Raw genomic sequence first — 17,103 nt, 5'->3', positions numbered from 1 at the left:
AATCCAGCTACCCCGAGTCTTCAGCGGCCGGCGCCTCTTCACGAGTTCACGAGAGCCGGCCGTTACGCTGCTACAGGAACTACAGAGGTTACAGGGGCTACAGGAAGGCCGTGATCTCGTCGGCGGGCCTGGGGCTGGACCAGTAGTAGCCCTGGCCGAAGTCGCAGCCGAGCCTGAGCAGCTCGTCGAGCTCGGACTCCTCCTCGACGCCTTCGGCTACCGCCAGCAGGCCGAGGGCGTGCGCGACGGCGACGGCGGCGGAGACTATGGCGTAACTGGCGGGATCGTCGCCCATGCCGGAGACCAGGGAACGGTCTATCTTCAGTACGTCCACCGCCAGGTTCTTCAGGTAGGATAGCGAGGAGTAGCCGGACCCGAAATCGTCTATCGCGAGCCACACACCGAGCTCCCTGAGCTCGCGCAGGACGGAGGCGCCGTGACTGTCCTGCTGGAATAGCACGCCTTCCGTGATCTCCAGCACCAGGCTGGAAGGTTCTATCCCCGTCTCCGAAAGCGCCGCCGCCACGTCCGCCGGGAAGCCCGGTGACCGGAGCTGGCGGGCGGACACGTTGACGTTGACCTTGAGGGGCGCAGGGGAAGGGGCCCCAGAGGCTGTGCCCTCCGAGGCTGTGCGCCCGAGGTCCTGCCACTCTTTCGCCTGCCGGCAGGCCTCCCGCAGGACCCAACGGCCGAGGGGTATTATCAGCCCGTTATCCTCGGCGTGCGGGATGAACTCGTCGGGGGGGACCAGGCCGCGCTCCGGGTGCTCCCAGCGGAGGAGCGCCTCTACCCCGGACACCGTGCCCGTGGAGAGGTCGATCTTGGGCTGGTAGTACAGGATGAACTCTTCGCGTTCCAGCGCCAGGCGCAGGTCTCTGCCGGTCTTTAGCACCTCGGCGGAGCGATCCTTCATCTCCTGGCGGAACACTTCGTGGTGGTCCTTGCCGGTGTCCTTGGCCGTGTACAGGGCGGCGTCCGCCATCTGTAAAAGCTCCTCCGCGCCCACCGGTTTATCCTCCGGACCGCTCAGGGCTATGCCCAGGCTCAGGGTGCCTATCACCTCTGGACCCTCCGTGGGGCTGTCGGGGCACTCGGCCAGGGTGATGGGCCGGCGTATCTCCGCCGCGATGCGCTCGGCCACCCGCGCCGTGGATTCCGGCTCCAGAACCTCCTCCATGAGCACGGCAAACTCGTCGCCGCCGAGGCGCGCAACGGTGTCCTCGTCTCTCAGACACGCCTGGATACGCTGTCCGGCCTCGATCAGCAGGCGGTCGCCCGCCGTGTGGCCCAGCGAGTCGTTTACGTGCTTGAAGTCGTCGAGGTCCAGGAAAAGCACCGCCACGTGCTGCTTGTTCCGCAGGTTCCGGGCCAGGGCGCGCTCCAGCCGTTCCATGAATAGATCCCGATTCGGCAGCCCGGTCAGGGTGTCGTGGAAGGCCCGGTGCTCGAGCTCCTTCTCGAGCTCCCGCCGGGCGGAGACGTCGGTCGCCACCCCGATGGAGCCCGTGACTTCCCCTTCTCTGTCGCGTATGGGCGAGTAGCGGGTCTCGAAGGCCAGGCCTCCCACCTCCACGGTAGCCGCCACCTCCTGCCCGTTCAGCGCCCGGCATACGTTGTCCACGATCTCCGGCAGATCCCCGTACGTCTCGAAGACCGACTCCCCGACATCTTCGCTCGGGCTCCGGCCGACGAGATCCAGCCCCTTGCCTTCGGAGAGTGTGATCACCCCTTCCGGGTCCGTCGCGAATAGGATGACCGGCGCGCCGCTGGTTACGGTCCTCAGGAGGCGCTCGCTCTCCGCCAGATCCAGTTGAGCCTTTCTGCGCTCGGTGACGTCCTCCACGATACCCATTATGAACCTGGGCTGGCCCTGCTCGTCCCGCACCAATGAGCTCGTCGCCTCTGCCCAGATCACCGCGCCATCCTTGCGGATGTAACGTTTGGACCTCCGGTAGCTGTCGGTGTGGTCGGATACGAAGGTCCTGCTTACCCCGGTATCGGCAGCTCGGTCTTCCGGGTGGGTGAGCTCCAGGGTGGACATGCCCATGAGCTCCTCCCCGCTGTAGCCGGTTATCTTCTGGTAGGCCTCGTTGGTCTCCAGTAGGCGGCGGTCCAGGTCCGCGACGCACACCCCTACCGCCGTCTGGTCGAAGAGCGCCCGGAAACGCCCCTGGCTCTCTCTTAGCCTCTCCTCCGCCCGTTTGTGGGAGGTGAGATCCCGATAGTGCCACATGTGGCCCCGGTACTCGCCCCGGACGTAGACGGGGACGTAGTCCCGTTCGTAGACCCGCCCGTCGGCGAGCAGGACCTCCTCTCCCGTCACGGCCCGGCCGCTGGCCAGGATCTCCTCTATGCGCGCCACGAAGCCTTCCGGATCCGCGAGCAGGTTCATCACGTCCCGGGCGGCGGTGTTGCAGTCATCCCTCGTGAGCTCTTCCGCCGTGGCCTCCATCTCGAACATCCGGGTGATCGCGGCGTTCGCGCGCCGGATATTCCTCTCCTCATCCTCGACCAGAATGCCGGAGGGCATGTTCTGTATCAGCGTGGTGAGCCGGGCGGCGGTGATGGAGAGCTCGTGCTGCTCTCGGCGGCGCTCGGTGATGTCCCGGCTCACGGCCACCAGACCCTCTATGCCGCCGCCGGAAGCCTGCAGGGGCGCTTTCGTGGTCGAGAGCCACAACTCCTCGCCGGAGGCTCCGTAGACCTTCTCCTCCCGGTCCGCGATGAACTCCCCATGATCTAGCACCCGCCGGTCGTCGGCGTGGAAGGGGGCCGCCGCTTTTTCTCCCCAGTAGTCGGCGTTGGTCTTGCCCAGAAGGAGCTCCTCCTGGGAGCCCGCGCCCATAACGCTCTGGTGGGCCGCGTTGCTGAGGCGGAAGCGGTGCTCGGTGTCCTTGACGAAGATGAAGTCGCGGGTGGAGTCTATGACGGTGCGCAGCAGATTGCGCTCCCGGTGTAAGGCCTCCTCGGCCTCCTTGCGCTCGGTGATGTCGCGGCCCACGGACTGGTAGCCCGTCAGCTCTCCCCGCTCGTCGAACAGGGCCCTGTCCGTCCACTGGTGCCAGCGCACCTCGCCCCCGGCGGTCGTTATCCGGTGCTCGACGGACCTCGCCGGGCTCTCGCGAGTCAGACTAAAGAGGTGCTCCTCCAGGGCCCGGCGCTCTTCCTCCGGGATCTGTGACATGAAGCTCTCTCCGAGTAGCTCTTCTCGTTCGAGGCCGAAGTGTCTGCAGTAGGACTCGTTGACGAACGTGAGCGTCCGGTCCGGCGAGAAGCGGCAGATCATCTCCGTCTGGTCCTCGACGATCGCCCGGTAACGTTCCTCGCTCTCGGTCAGGGCGCGCTCGGCGGCCTTGCTGCGCGAGATGTCCTTGAAGATTGCCGAGGTGCCGGTGACGCTGCCCGCCGCGTCCCGGACGGGCGAACTCGTAACCGATACCTCCATCCGTTCCCCGCTCTTCGCCACGCGCACGGTTTCCTGCCGGTTGGGGGCCCCGGTGCGGCCCATACTCTTTATCTTCTCCAGGTTCTCATTCGGCTTCTCACGGGGGTTGAGGATGCCGACGGACTCGCCGACCATCTCCTCTGCGGTGTAGCCGAAGAGCCTCTCCGCGGCGGGGTTCCAGCTCGTGATGGTCCCGTCCAGGGTGTTGGCGACTATGGCCTCCTCGGAGTGCTCGACTATAGAGGACAGCAGCCGGCTCGCCTCCTCGCCGCGCCTGCGCTCACTGATGTCCCGGACCACGCAGACCGTCCCGCCGTCCTCGAGGACGCTCAGGGACAGCTCCTGCGGAAACTCGCTCCCGTCCTTTCTCACGCCGGCGGCCTCTCCACGCCAGTGCCCCTCGTTCACGAGGTCTGGGACGACGTCGCGCTCGAACCGGGAGACCTGATCCTCGCCGTACAGCTCTCGCCAGCCCATGCCGACCATCTCGTCGGGGTTTGCGTAGCCGTAGAGGTCGGCGTGGGCCTGATTTAGGTGCCCGAGCCTGCCGTCGGGGCCGGAGATACCGATGCCGTCCATCGAGCTCTGCATGGCGGCCGCCTGCTGTCTGAGGGTTTCCTCGTCCCGCTCGCTCGCGAGTACGCGGTCCGTCACGTCATTCTGGATGCCGAGGTAGTGGGTGACGTTCCCGTTTTCGTCGCTTACGGGTGAGACATACAGCTCGTTGTAGAATAACGTGCCGTCCTTGCGGTAGTTGCGCAGGATGCACGTACAGTCCTCCCCGAAGCGGACGGCTTTCCGCAGCCCTCTCAACTCGGGCTGGTCCCGGTCCGTCCCCTGCAGGAAGCGGCAGTTGTACCCGATCATCTCCCCTTCGGTGTAGCCCGTCATCCGCTGCAGGGCGCGGTTGGCGTAGATGATTGGGTCGTGCGGCTGCGTGGCGTCAGTTATGAGGGCGCCGGCGGCAGAGGCTTCGAGGGCTCTCTCTACTATTCCGAGCCAGCCCTCGCGGCTCTCGTCGGTGTCTCGGAGACAGACCAAAACGCCGCTCTCCAGCGGATTGGCCCGAACCTCGAACCATCTGTCGAGCTCCGGGTGATACCACCGGAACCCGGCCAGGTCCCTTTCCTCGACCGCCCGGCCAAGCTCCTTGCGCAGCGTAAACGTCACCGACTCGGACAATGCCTCCCGGAGGTCCTCACCGAGGAGGCGCTCGCTTCGCCGGTCCAGGACCCGCTCCGCCCTGGAGTTCAGGTAGGTAAAACGCCAACCGCCGTCAAGAATAAAGAAGGCGTCGGTGGCTCCCTCTAGCGCGCCAGCCAGATCTGCGTGAGTCTTTTGCACCGGCCTCTCCCGATCGGTCCTAGAACCCTAACCAGGGCTGGGTATACCCCGTGTATAGTGCCCGGCCCCGTGTCCTGCATATTCTTAGTGTCCCTCGCATCCCGCATGGTATAAGAGGTTATCGGCTGCTCCGGGACGGGACTTTAACCCGGCGACCACCCCACCAGCGACTACCATAGTCTACCAGCATCCAGCCTGCGGCCTCCGGAGCGTGAAAAGCTTCCGGAAAGGAGACCCGGCGGCTCCGGCCGGGTCTGGATGCTCACGGCTCCCGTTTTCGCGGATGCTCTCTAGAGAGGCCGCTACGGTACGGTCCCCGGAGCCGCCGGGATATAAGCTACAATCCACCCGGGAAATTTGGCCAGATCAGGCAAGAAAACACCTTTGGAGAGGCGAGAATGTCCGCTGACGCACGGACCACACAGGAGATACTGGACCGCTACCGGCATTACGGGCCCGTCTTCGAGGCGGGTGAGCAGGCCCCGGTAACCAACACCTACATCTGCGACTTGGGGACCATGCACGCGCCCGTAAGGGTCCAGCTCGCAAAAGGCGAGACGTTCCCGGAAGCCGGGGGGCTCGGCGCGGCCACGCGCTGGTACCAGACGAACATACAGGCGTAACGCAGGCGTAGTGTAGAGGCGGGCCGGCCACGAGGAGCGGGTATTGCACAACAGAGGCGCGGGCACACTGCTACTGGCCGCACTGTTTCTTGCGGTGGGGATCGCCGGGGGGCTTGGTGTAGCCTTCTTCACCGGGAGCCTGCCCGGTATCGGGGAAGAGGAGGTGTCGGTCCAGGAGGTACGGAAGCTCAACGAGCTCTCCAGTGTGCGGTGGAGGGAGTCGGTGCCCGTTACGGAAGAGAGCGGCGGGTTCGGTCTCGGTCCCGAGCTCTTCGACAACCTCCGGGGCGAGAGCGTCGTGCTCATCGCGGTCGGGGAGGTGCGCGCGGGCGTGGACCTCGGCCGGTTAGGCCAGGGCGACGTGGGCGCGGAAGACGGCCGGGTAACGATAGACCTCCCCGAGCCCGAGATACTCTCTGCGGCGCTAGACGAAGACGAGACCCGGGTCTACGATCGGGATCAGGGCCTGCTCGACTTCAGCGCCGACGAAGAGCTGGAGACGGAGGCCCGCCGGGAGGCGGTGCGGCGGCTAGAGGGCTCCGCCCGCGATAACGGCATCCTGGATCAGGCGGAAGACAACGCCGAGGCCAGCCTCCGCGCCTTCGTCCTGTCCCTGGGTTTCGAGGAAGTCCGGTTCGAGTAGCGCCAGGTAGCATCGAGTAGCAGGGACGCTCCGGCTAGCCCGCCCGCTACCGGCCGAATCCCATGGCGCGCCCGGTCACGATGTGGCCAGCCGCCGGGCCTTACTGTACCGTCAGGCCGCCGTCTATGGTGAGGTTGTGGCCCACGACGAAGCTCGGCTCTCCCGAGCACAGCCACACCACGGCCCGGGCTATCTCCTCGGGCTCCGCAGAGCGGCCTATCGGGTGGGCGTTTGGCGCATCTTGCGCGTCCTGGGGCACGTCTGCGGCCAGCCCCGCGACCATCGCCGTGTTTACGCCTCCGGGGTTGACGGCGTTGATCCTGACCCCGACCTGGGCGTACTCGACGGCTGCTGTCTTCGTCATGCCCGCAACGGCGTGCTTGCTGGCGACGTAGCCGATGGCACCCGCCTGGGCCTGCAGCCCGGCCGCCGACGAGGAGTTGACGATCGCGCCGCCACCCTGTCCGACCATGACCGGGATCTCGTACTTCATGCACAGGAAGACGCCCCGTAGGTTCACGGCGATGGTCTGGTCGAACACGCTAACGTCGTAGTCCGCCGTCGGCACGAAACGCCCCAGGATACCGGCGTTGTTGTGGGCGCAGTCGAGCCTGCCGTAGGCCTCCACGACCCCATGTATCAGGGAGCGGACCTCGTCTTCCTTGGAGACGTCCGCCTTCATGAAAGTGGCTTCGCCGCCGGCCTCCTGGATCGAGGATACGGTCTGGTCCCCACCGCCCTCGTCGAGGTCGCTAACGACGACCCTGGCGCCGTTTCTGGCGAACTCCAACGCGGTCGCGCGGCCTATGCCCGAGCCGCCGCCGGTTACGAGCGCAACCTTGTCCTCGAAATCCAAAGCCATGGCGTAGCCTCCCTTCAGCCGGAACTTTTGACTACCCTACTATCCGAAACGGGCTCCTCACAACCTCACAACCAGCCCGCCGGCGAACCTCCGTAGCAGGGCTTTGTGGAGAGTCTCCGCTGCGGGAAGTTATCCTTCCGTATCGTAGGAGAGGATGGGGGAGAGCCACCGCTCGGCCTCACCAACCTCCATGCCCTTGCGCTCCGCGTACTCCTCGGTCTGATCCCGGCCGATAGAGTTGACGCCGAAGTAGTCGGACTCCGGGTGGGCGAAGTAGAAGCCGCTGACCGCCGACGCCGGGTACATGGCGCAGCTCTCCGTGAGCGTGATGCCGGCGTTCTCCTCCACGTCCAGGAGCTCCCACAGGATGCGCTTCTCCGTGTGCTCCGGGCAGGCCGGGTAGCCGGGCGCGGGGCGGATGCCCTGGTAACGTTCCTTTATGAGGTCGTTCGTGTCGAGCGCCTCGTCGGCGGCGTAGCCCCAGAACTCCTTACGGACCTTCTCGTGCAACAGCTCGGCGAAGGACTCGGCGAAGCGGTCGGCGAGCGCCTTGACCATGATCGAGGAGTACACGTCGTTCTCCTCGTGCTCGAACTTGCGCGCCGCCTCCTCGGCCCCGAGCGCGGTCACGGCGAAGAAGCCCATGTAGTCCTCGACGCCGGTCTCCTTTGGCGCGACGAAGTCGCAGAGCGAACGATTGTACTTGCCCTCCGAACGCTGGGTCTGCTGCCGGATGAAGTGGAAGGTCTTTAGCACCTCCTGCCGCGACTCGTCGGTGTACAGCTCGACGTCGTCGTTTGGCAGGGTGTTCGCCGGGTAGATGCCGCAGACCGCGCGGGCGGTCAGCCACTTCTCGTCTATGATGCGCTTCAGGAGCGTCTGGGCGTCGTCGAAGAGCTTGCGCGCCTCCTCGCCCTTCTCCTCGTCGTCGAAGATCTTGGGATAGCTCCCCTTCATCTGCCAGGAGTGGAAGAACGGGGTCCAGTCTATGTAGCGGGCGATCTCCTCCAGCGGGTAGTCCTCGATCACCTGCGCGCCGAGGACGTTCGGCCGGGGCGGCTCGTAGCCTTCCCACTCGATGGGGGTGCGGTTCTCCCGAGCCTTCTCGATGGGGGCTATCTTCGCCCGCGAACGCTTGCCAGCGTGCCGCTCGCGCAGCTTCTCGTGCTCGTCGGCTATCTGCTTGGCGTAGCCTTCGCGCTTCTCCTCGGTGATGAGGTTCTGCACCACCCCGACGGCACGCGAGGCGTCTTTTACGTGGATCGTGGGGTTGTCGTAGCCGGGGGCTATCTTGACCGCCGTGTGGGTCTGGGAGGTGGTCGCGCCGCCGATGAGCAGCGGGACGTCGAAGCCCTCGCGCTGCATCTCCTTTGCGTTGTGGACCATCTCGTCCAGAGAAGGAGTAATAAGGCCCGAGAGCCCAATAACGTCCGCGTCGTGCTCCTTGGCGGCCTCCAGGATCTGCTGTGCCGGGATCATCACCCCGAGGTCGATAACCTCGAAGTTGTTACATTGTAATACGACACCGACGATATTCTTGCCGATGTCGTGGACGTCGCCCTTTACCGTCGCCATTATTACCGTTCCGGCGGTCTGCTGGCCTTCGCCTTTCTCGGCCTCGATGTACGGGATTAGGTGGGCGACGGCCCGCTTCATCACGCGGGCGCTCTTCACGACCTGGGGCAGGAACATCTTGCCCTCGCCGAACAGGTCTCCGACGACGTTCATCCCATCCATCAGTGGACCCTCGATGACCTGTATCGGGTGGTCGAACTCCAGCCGCGCCTCCTCGGCGTCCTCCTCGGCGTACTCGGCGATGCCCTTTACCAGCGAGTGCTCCAGGCGCTTCTCGACCGGCCACTCGCGCCAGGCGAGGTCCTTCTCCTGGCCGCCGCCGCTCTCCTGGTCGCGGTACTTCTCCGCGAGCTCCAGCAGGTTCTCCGTGGCGTCCGCGTGGCGGTTCAGGACCACGTCTTCGACGGCTTCCTTCAGCTCCGGGTCTATATCGTCGTACACGCCGAGCTGGCCGGCGTTCACGATGCCCATCGTAAGCCCTGCTTTGGTGGCGTGATACAGAAATACAGCGTGTATGGCTTCCCTGACAGGCTCGTTGCCCCGGAAGGAGAACGAGACGTTGGAGATGCCGCCGGAGGTCTTTGCGTGGGGGAGACTCTGGTGGATTTCCCGCACGCCCTCTATGTAGTCCACGCCGTAATTGTTGTGCTCGTCTATGCCGGTTGCTATGGCGAACACGTTCGGGTCGAAGACGATGTCCTCGGCGGGGAACCCGACCTTCTCGGTGAGCACGTTATAGGCGCGCCGGGAGATCTCGACCTTCCGCTTCTTGGTGTCGGCCTGTCCTTCCTCGTCGAAGGCCATGACTATGACCGCCGCGCCGTAGCGGCGGAGGAGCTTCGCCTGCTCGATGAAGTTCTCCTCGCCCTCCTTGAGGCTGATGGAGTTGACGATGGACTTGCCCTGCACCCGCTTTAGGCCGGCCTCCATGATCTCCCACTTCGAGGAGTCGAGCATGATCGGGACCCTGGATATGTCCGGCTCGCCGGCGACGAGGTTCAGGAAGTTCTCCATCGCCTCCTGGCTTTCGAGCATCCCCTCGTCCATGTTGATGTCTATGACCTGCGCGCCGTTCTCCACCTGGGCGCGGGCCACGTCGAGCGCGGTCTCGTAGTCGCCTTCCTCTATGAGGCTTCTGAACCGCCGGGAGCCGGTGACGTTGGTGCGCTCGCCGACGTTGACGAACATGGAGTCCGGCCCGATGTTCGCCGGTTCGAGGCCCGAGAGCCGCATCAGGGGCTCTTTCTCAGGGATCTCACGCGGCGGATGGTCGCTGACAGCCTCGGCTATCGCCTTTATGTGCTCGGGCGTGGTGCCGCAGCAGCCGCCGACGATGTTCAGCCAGCCGTTGGCGGCCCAGTCCCCGATCTCGGCCGCCATCTCCTCGGGGCTCTCGTCGTACTCGCCGAACTCGTTCGGCAGGCCGGCGTTTGGGTGGGCGCTGACGTTGGTGTCGGCGAGGCCAGAGAGCTCCTCCATGTACTGCCGCAGCTCCTTGGCGCCGAGCGCGCAGTTGAGGCCGATGCTTATCGGGTTCGCGTGGCGGACGGAGTTCCAGAACGCCTCCGTCACCTGGCCCGAGAGGGTACGCCCCGAGGCGTCGGTGATGGTGCCGGAGATCATGAGTGGCACGTCCAGGTCCTCCTCTTCGAGATACTCCTGGATACCGAAGATCGCGGCCTTGGCGTTCAGGGTGTCGAAGATGGTCTCTATGAGGAGGAGGTCCGCGCCGCCCTCTACGAGGCCCTTTGCGGCCTCCTTGTAGGCCTCCGAAAGCGTGTCGAAGTCGGTGTTGCGCTTGCCGGGGTCGTTCACGTCGGGTGAGATGGAGGCGGTTCGGTTGGTCGGGCCTATCGCACCGGCGACGAAGCGCGGACGGTCCGGTGTCTGTTCAGAGTAGGCGTCGGCGGCCTCGCGGGCCACCTTTGCGGCCTCGTAGTTGAGCTCGTAGGCCAGATCCTCCATCTTGTAGTCGGCCTGGGCGATGGAGGTGGAGGAGAAGGTGTTGGTCTCCACTATGTCCGCGCCGACGTCGAGGACGGCGTCGTGGATCTCGCGGATGGTGTCTGGCCGGGTGATGGAGAGGAGGTCGTTGTTGCCCTTAAGCTCGCCGGGATGCTCGGCGAAACGCTCTCCCCGGTAGTCCTCGTCGGCGAGCTCGTAGCCCTGGATCATGGTTCCCATTGCGCAGTCGAGCAGCAGGATGCGCTGCTTTAGCTGCTCCCGGAACCTATCGTTTCTCTCCGCCCTGTCCTGTTTGTCCGTGCTCTTGAGTACCATCTGGTGCCGTACACCTTCCCTGTTTATTAGCGTGTCCTGCCGCCTGGCGTCTCACTCCACAGGGACCGCTATATCCCTCCGGCGAGCCTCGCGCCCTCGGCCATGTGGCCGGGCCTCTTACAGGATACCGCCGGGTGTGAGGGCGGTACCTCGCGGCTCTCTCCGACTCTGCCTGAAACCTCGATCACGCGCCATCCTCCTCTCGGCGTCCGGGCCGCGTGGGGCCTGGTGGGAACTAGTAGGGCTCTAGTGCTCCCGGTTTCCGACGCCCTCCACGGCCTCCAGCACGTCCCCTGCAAGCTCCGGCGCGCTCGCGGGGGGCATTATGTACGCCCCGTCTATTAGCGGGCGGGCCCTAGCGAGGATGTCCTGCGCCAGCTCGACGCCGTACTTCGGCACGTCCTCTTTGGGGAGCCCGGAGATCGTCTCGCGCACGTGCTCCGGTACGTTTATCCCCGGCACCTCGCGCTCCATGAACTCCGCCTGCCGCGCGGTGCGCAGGGGCATGAGGCCGAGGATGATCTTGAGCTCCAAATCTCCGAAGTGCTCCAGGGCGCGTTCGAGCGACTCTATCTCGAAGATGGGCTGGGTCCAGAAGGCGTGGGTCCCGGCGTCTATCTTGCGTTTGATCTTGTCCAACTCATAGCCCATGTCCTCGGCGGTGGGGTTGAACGACGCGCCGATGAGAAAGCCGGGCGGCTCTCCTATCGGGTTGCCCGCGAGGTCCTCGCCCCGGTTCATCTTGCTCATCGCGTGCACGAGCCCGACGGAGTCGGTGTCGAAGACCGAGGTGGCCTCGGGGAAGTCCCCGATCTGAGCCGGGTCGCCGGTGACGGCGAGGATGTTGTGGACCCCGAGGGCGTGCGCCGAGAGGAGATCCGCCTGCAACCCTATGATGTTGCGGTCGCGGGTGGAGATGTGGGAGACGACCTCGATGCCGACCTCCTCCTGGATGAGCCGCCCCACCGTGACCGGGTGCATCCTGAGCCGCGCCCGCGCGCCGTCGGAGATGTCTATGGCGTGGACGCCGCGCTCCTTGAGCTTGCGGGCCGCCTCTATAACCTCCGAGATGTCGTTGCCGCGCGGCAGGTCCACCTCTACCGTCGTCGCCCAGCCTTCCTTGAGGCGCTGCCAGAAGTCGGTGACCGGCTCCCTGGGGCCGGTCACCTCGGCCTCGTCGGCGGCGGCGACCGCCGCGGCGACGGAGCCGTTGGTCTCGATCTCCCGCGGCGGCTCGAAGTCCTCCAGGCGCTGGGCCAGCGCGCGGACGTGATCCGGGGTGGTGCCGCAGCAGCCGCCTATGAGGCGCGCCCCGCTCTCGGCGAGCTTCACGCCGTACTCCGCGAAGTGGTCGGCGTCCTGGCTGTAGCGCACGACGCCGTCTATGAGCTGCGGCAGGCCCGGAGTGGGGAGGGCGGCGACGGGGCCGATCTGGGACGCCATCTGCTCGACTATCGAGACCATCCGCTGCGGCCCGACGGTGCAGTTGGTGCCCACGAGCGCCGCGCCCCAGTCAGATACCTCCCGGGCAACCTTGACGGGCAAGCCGTTGCCGAGCCTCTCGCCGTCCTCGATAAAGCTCTTGTACGCCAGCACCGGCACGTCGAAGGCGCTCGCGACCTCGTAGGCGAGCCTGAGCTCATCCATGTCGGTGAAGGTCTCCAGCAGCAGCGCGTCCGCCCCGCCCTCTATGAGCGCGTCCGCCGCCTCCCGGAAGATCTCTCTGGCCTCCTCGTACTCGATAGAGCCTATGGGCACGAGTGGCTGGCCGGTCGGGCCTATCGCGCCGGCAACGATGGCGCGCTCCGAACCTCCTGAATCCCCTGAACCTCTTGAGCCTTTGGAGCCTGCTCTACCGGTTAGCCCGGCATTCTCGACGGCCTTTTTGGCGAGCCTTGCCCCCTCGACGTTCAGCTCGCGTACCCGGTCCTCGAGGCCGTGATCGGCGAGCTTGATCCGGTTCGCGGCGAAGGTGTTGGTCTCGATGATCCTGGAGCCGGCACGGAGGTACTCCTCGTGTATCCCGATAACCGCCTCGGGGTGGGTGAGGTTGGCGCGTACGTACGGCGCGCCGGGTCCGACGCCGCGCTCCTGCATTACGGTGCCCATGGCGCCGTCCCCTATGAGGACCCTGCCATCCAGCATCTCTTTCAGGTCAAGTTGCAAAAGTATGCACCTCTCCTTAACCGTATGGTTCCCGGCGCTCGGTTACGTGATCCTGACAGGGGCGGAGACGCGACTCTTCTCGCTTCCCGCCCATCTCTCGGAGCACGCTCCGCAGGAATTGGCACCTGGCGCGGGTCATGATGCAAATCATTCTTAAGCATCTGACTCGCCGGCCGTCGCGGTTTCACAGGGCCAGTCCCTCCACCGCTCTCGATGAGCGCCCCGGACGCGGTCGGCCGGTTCAACGGCCTCCGGTTGATCGCCCGGCAACTTTAAGCGAAGCATATTAGAACATTATCGGGTGCGGATTGCAATTTGTTTTCCGGTGCGGGGCTATGCCGGGATCGCGGTACCGGGGGCGCGGCGAGATCGGCTCCGGGCCACGAGGTCTTTCGGGTCCCGGGCGGCGCAGCCGGTGGCGACGGCCAGCTTCTTCGCCGCCGAGGTCGAGGCCTTGCCGGAGAAAACGTCGTAGCCGTTCGCCTCTATGCTGTCCAGTATCGCGGCGTAGAGCCGGCGGGCGACGGCTATGGGGTAGCGCCGGCCGCGCGGGATGTAGTGGAGGCCCCGGTCCGCATCCTCGTACAGGCGTCTGGCGCGGGAGATCTCGAACCGCATCAGCTTGGCGAACCGCTCGTCTATCACGCCGGACGCGAGATCCTTCTCCGTGTACTCGAAGTGTTTCAGATCTTCCTGCGGCAGATATACGCGGCCCCGCTCCCAGTCCTCGCCCACGTCGCGCAGGAAGTTCGTGAGCTGCATGGCCTCGCCCAGGGCCTCGGCGTGGGGGTCGGCGGCGGCGTCGGTCACGCCCATGATCCGGCACATCATCAGCCCGACTACGGCGGCGCTGCCGTAGGTGTAGCTTTTTAGATCCATAAAGGTCTCGTAGCGGAACACGCGGGTGTCCATCTTCATGCTCCCGAGAAAGGCGTTTACGGTGTCGAGCTCTATGCCGTGCAGCCGGACGGTGTTCGCGAAGGCCCGCAGCGTGGGGTTCGCCACGGACTCGCCGGAGATCGCTGCGACCGTTTCGGCCTCGAAGCCATCCAGCCCGGCGAGTTGCTCTTCCAGGCTGGCCTCTCCGGGGTCGTCCACGATCTCGTCCGCCTCGCGCATGAAGGCGTAGATGGCGTGGACGTGGGGCCTCACCTCGCGCGGGAAGAGCTGGGTGGAGAAGTAGTAGGTTCGGCTGTGATACCGCTCTACCCGACGGCACCGCTCGTAGCACTCGGGCAGCGATAGGAGCTCGCCGCCCGGTGTGCCGTCGCCTGAAGGACCCACACGCATTACCAAGACCCGGCTCCGGAACCCGTGGGGGAGACGCCGACCTCGCGCCGTATCCTCTCGGCGGCGAGCTCCGCGCCGATGACGACGAGCGGGACGCCGGTGCCGGGCCGGGTGCTGGCCCCGACGAAGTACATGCCCTCTATGCTCGGCGAGGAGATGGGGGGACGGAAGTAGCCGACCTGGAAGATCCCGTGCCCCAGCCCAAAGGCCGCGCCCTCTTCGAGGTTGTAGTCCGAGAGCCAGTCGCGCGGGGTCTTTACCGTCTCGTGCCGGATGCGCCCCCGGATGTTCTCCACTCCGGCGCGGCTCTCCAAGAGGTCGTAGATCTTCTCCTTGAAAGCGGGGCCTTCGCGCTCCCAGTCCACGCCTCCGCCCTTTGCTTCACCGAGGTGCGGCACCGGCACGAGCACGAAGAGCGCGTCCGAGCCCTCTGGGGCCATGCCGGGCTCGGTGCGGGAGGGGACCACGGCGTAGAAGGACGGGTCTTCGGGGAGCCGGCCCTCGTCGAAGATGGCCTCGAAGTTCTCCCGGTACTCACTAGAGAGGAAGAAGTTGTGGTGCTTGAGGTGATCGAGCTCCCCTTCTATCCCCAGATACAGCATGAATGCCGACGCCGTGTACTCCAGGCTCCGGCGCTTCTTGCGCGGCGGGGCGAAGTCACCCTCCGCGGCCTTCGGCAAGAGCGAGCGGTACACGTAGGGCAGGTCTGCGTTTGCGAGCACCGCGTCGGCGCGGTGGGTCTCGCCGCCGACGCGGACCCCGCGCACCCGGTCTCCCTCGACCACCACCTCCTCGACCGGGGAATCTAGGTTGATCTCCACCCCGAGCTCCCCGGCGAGCCGCTCGAACGCCCGGACCAGCGAGTACATGCCGCCGCGCGGGAACCACAGCCCGTCCTCGGCCATCTCCGTATACGGCAGGAGCGAGTAGACCGCCGGGGCGTCGAAGGGGGAGAGGCCGAGGTACATGGTCTGCAGCGAGAACGCCTGCCGCAGTTTCTCGGTGTGGAAGTAGCGCGAGACGCTCTTGTAGTAGTTGCGGGTGGCCTGCGTCTTCCACAGGAGCTTGAGGTTGCGGAGGCTGAAGAAGTCGGCGGCGGTGTCGAAGTCTCGCTCGACGAACTCCGAGCGCCCGAGGCGGTACTTGTGGCAGGCGTCTTCGAGGAATCGGTAGAAGCGCGGGGTAACGCCGGGCTCTATGCGCTCTAGCTCCTTTATGAGCTCGGGGAGCGTGCGGCGGATGGTAAGCGAGTCGCCGTCGCCGAACTCCACCCGGTAGTCGCCGTCCAGCGGCAGGAGCTCGACGTAGTCCGAGAGATCCCGCCCGGCGTCCCGGAACAGCTTGCGGTAGGTGTCTGTCATCAAGAGCAGCGAGGGGCCGGTGTCGAAGGTGAAGCCTCCGTCGGTTTCGAGGCGGTTCATCCTCCCTCCGGCGGAGGCGTTCTTCTCGAAGACATCCACGGCAAAGCCCGCGGAGGCAAGCCGGATCGCGGCCGCCAGACCGCCCATTCCGGCGCCTACTATAGCCACTCTCCTGGATGTCTCCGTCCGCAACTTCTCGTCTCTCCCAGCCCCGTCTACCGGGAGGCCGCCCGGTTTGGCGCCACCGGTGATACAGGTACGTTAAGTATACGCGAGTGATGCTAGCAGCGGGGCCGTGGTGGTCGGGTAATGAAGCTTACAGTGTCTCCCCAGTGTCTCTCGATACTGGAAGTTGCCGGGGCCCCCTGGAGTGTGGTCCATGTCGGCCCGTGTAGTAGGAAATGACGTAGAAAGAGTAGGATACTTCTTGGCGTCAATCGTGGATCTCCCGAGCGTCTTCGGCCGGAGCCGTCCGGGAAACCGTAGCCGTCTCGGGTACGCGCCGTCCCGGAGGATCATGCCCCGGCTTATGCTGTGTCCGGCGATTGTGAGCGTTTGTAAAGCCCGTATCGCGCTGGTAGAATCTTGAAGCTCCCAGCACGCGACCGCGCTCCGCGCTGGCGGACGTGGAAAACGCGCCGGGTAAAATTACAGAAGTTGCCCCTGCTCCCGCGGGTCCGCCAGGACGCCGGGGAGCTGTACAGACCAGAGGAGGCAGGCATCGAGACTTACGAGGCCATGCTCATAGCCATACCGGAGCTCGACGAGGAGCAGGTCGGGAACACGCTCGGGCGTTTCCAGACCGTTATCGAGCGCACGGGTGGCGAGGTAAAGGACGTAAACCAGTGGGGCCGGCGGCGGCTCGCCTACGAGATAGACAACCGCAGGGACGGTTTCTACTCGGTCATGGAGTTCACCGCCGGGGAGCGCACGCTGACCGAGCTCAAGCGCATCCTGCGCGTCTCCGACGACGTGCTGCGGCACGTCATCGTGAGGCTGCCGCACGACTACGCTTCGGGCAATCGTCCCGAGACCCAGAGCGAGGTCAGCGCCTCTTCGGAGGTCCCGGTCCCGGAGGAGGAGGTCCCGGCCGCGGAGCCCGTAGAGTCCGTGGAGACCTCGTAGCACCTGCGGCGTCCATCGCACCCATCAGCTTCATTTCAGACAGTTCAGAGAAGTCTAGAGAGTATCCGAGAGGAGTCAGATAGTGGCCGGTAAGCCATCTGGAAAGCCGCCCAAGGGCGGCGGCAGGGGCGGTTCGCGCAAGGACCGTCCGGTAAAGAGCAAGCCGTGCGTGTTCTGTCAGGAAGGCGTCACGTACGTGGACTACAAGGATTACAACATGCTGCGGCGGTTCATCTCCGAGCGGGGCAAGATCCGGGCCCGCCGCGTCACCGGGCTGTGTCCGCAGCACCAGCGGGAGGCCGCCACGGCCATCAAGCGGGCCCGCGAGATGGCGCTGCTGCCCTACGTGGCCGGTAAAGGCTCCGGCCACAACTAAGAGCAGGGAGCGC

10 protein-coding genes and 1 riboswitch are annotated in these 17,103 nt (G+C 65.5%); of the genes, 4 read left to right on the top strand and 6 right to left on the bottom strand.

Annotation, left to right across the window (positions count from 1 at the left end):
* Positions 1-97: 97 nt before the first annotated feature.
* Positions 98-4,789: a PAS domain S-box protein gene (locus ABD53_RS15700; RefSeq protein ID WP_053057680.1), complete on the bottom strand. Its 4,692-nt coding sequence runs from the start codon at positions 4,787-4,789 to the stop codon at positions 98-100.
* A gap of 398 nt (positions 4,790-5,187) precedes the next feature.
* On the opposite strand from ABD53_RS15700, the gene ABD53_RS04740 reads away from it, so the two are divergent.
* Complete coding sequence (locus tag ABD53_RS04740; RefSeq protein ID WP_047864601.1) at positions 5,188-5,412, top strand: hypothetical protein; 225 nt, start codon at positions 5,188-5,190, stop codon at positions 5,410-5,412.
* 43 nt (positions 5,413-5,455) lie between these two features.
* The gene (locus ABD53_RS04735; RefSeq protein WP_047864600.1) at positions 5,456-6,055 is read left to right on the top strand and encodes a DUF4230 domain-containing protein; all 600 of its coding nucleotides are present in this window, start codon (positions 5,456-5,458) and stop codon (positions 6,053-6,055) included.
* A 100-nt stretch (positions 6,056-6,155) separates the two neighbouring features.
* On the opposite strand, the gene ABD53_RS04730 is transcribed toward ABD53_RS04735, so the two are convergent.
* The 5 genes from ABD53_RS04730 to ABD53_RS04710 form a co-directional block, all read right to left on the bottom strand.
* On the bottom strand, positions 6,156-6,917 hold the full coding sequence (locus ABD53_RS04730) for a glucose 1-dehydrogenase (protein ID WP_047864599.1): 762 nt from the start codon (positions 6,915-6,917) through the stop codon (positions 6,156-6,158).
* Positions 6,918-7,046: 129 nt separating this feature from the next.
* Entirely contained in the window at positions 7,047-10,772 is a 3,726-nt protein-coding gene (gene metH, locus ABD53_RS04725; protein WP_047864598.1) for a methionine synthase, read from the bottom strand.
* A gap of 246 nt (positions 10,773-11,018) precedes the next feature.
* Positions 11,019-12,938: a bifunctional homocysteine S-methyltransferase/methylenetetrahydrofolate reductase gene (locus tag ABD53_RS04720; RefSeq protein WP_053057679.1), complete on the bottom strand. Its 1,920-nt coding sequence runs from the start codon at positions 12,936-12,938 to the stop codon at positions 11,019-11,021.
* 87 nt (positions 12,939-13,025) lie between these two features.
* Positions 13,026-13,158, bottom strand: a riboswitch (SAM riboswitch).
* A 113-nt stretch (positions 13,159-13,271) separates the two neighbouring features.
* On the bottom strand, positions 13,272-14,228 hold the full coding sequence (locus tag ABD53_RS04715; protein ID WP_053057678.1) for a phytoene/squalene synthase family protein: 957 nt from the start codon (positions 14,226-14,228) through the stop codon (positions 13,272-13,274).
* Positions 14,228-15,757 carry a phytoene desaturase family protein gene (locus ABD53_RS04710; RefSeq protein WP_268778270.1) on the bottom strand — a complete coding sequence of 510 codons (1,530 nt, stop codon included), beginning with the start codon at positions 15,755-15,757 and terminating at the stop codon, positions 14,228-14,230. Before ABD53_RS04710 ends, ABD53_RS04715 begins: the two co-directional genes overlap by 1 nt.
* Before the next feature lie 489 nt (positions 15,758-16,246).
* Here ABD53_RS04710 and rpsF point away from each other — a divergent pair, with 489 nt between their 5' ends.
* Both rpsF and rpsR read left to right on the top strand, forming a co-directional pair.
* Positions 16,247-16,714, top strand: coding sequence for a 30S ribosomal protein S6 (rpsF, locus tag ABD53_RS04705; protein WP_200900280.1), 468 nt, complete (start codon positions 16,247-16,249; stop codon positions 16,712-16,714).
* A gap of 82 nt (positions 16,715-16,796) precedes the next feature.
* A complete protein-coding gene (gene rpsR, locus ABD53_RS04700) occupies positions 16,797-17,090 on the top strand; it encodes a 30S ribosomal protein S18 (protein ID WP_084709306.1) in 294 nt (97 codons plus the stop codon).
* Positions 17,091-17,103 lie beyond the last annotated feature (13 nt).

Source organism: Rubrobacter aplysinae (genome assembly GCF_001029505.1).
GTDB classification, from domain to species: domain Bacteria; phylum Actinomycetota; class Rubrobacteria; order Rubrobacterales; family Rubrobacteraceae; genus Rubrobacter_A; species Rubrobacter_A aplysinae.
This window is presented reverse-complemented; position numbering and strand designations above follow the sequence as displayed.

What these genes read in the sequence shown, in the direction of transcription:
- ABD53_RS04740 (WP_047864601.1), top strand. Translation starts at nt 5,188, where the DNA reads ATGTCCGCTGACGCACGGACCACACAGGAGATACTGGACCGCTACCGG.
- ABD53_RS04730 (WP_047864599.1), bottom strand. Translation starts at nt 6,917, where the DNA reads ATGGCTTTGGATTTCGAGGACAAGGTTGCGCTCGTAACCGGCGGCGGC.
- metH (WP_047864598.1), bottom strand. Translation starts at nt 10,772, where the DNA reads ATGGTACTCAAGAGCACGGACAAACAGGACAGGGCGGAGAGAAACGAT.
- ABD53_RS04715 (WP_053057678.1), bottom strand. Translation starts at nt 14,228, where the DNA reads ATGCGTGTGGGTCCTTCAGGCGACGGCACACCGGGCGGCGAGCTCCTA.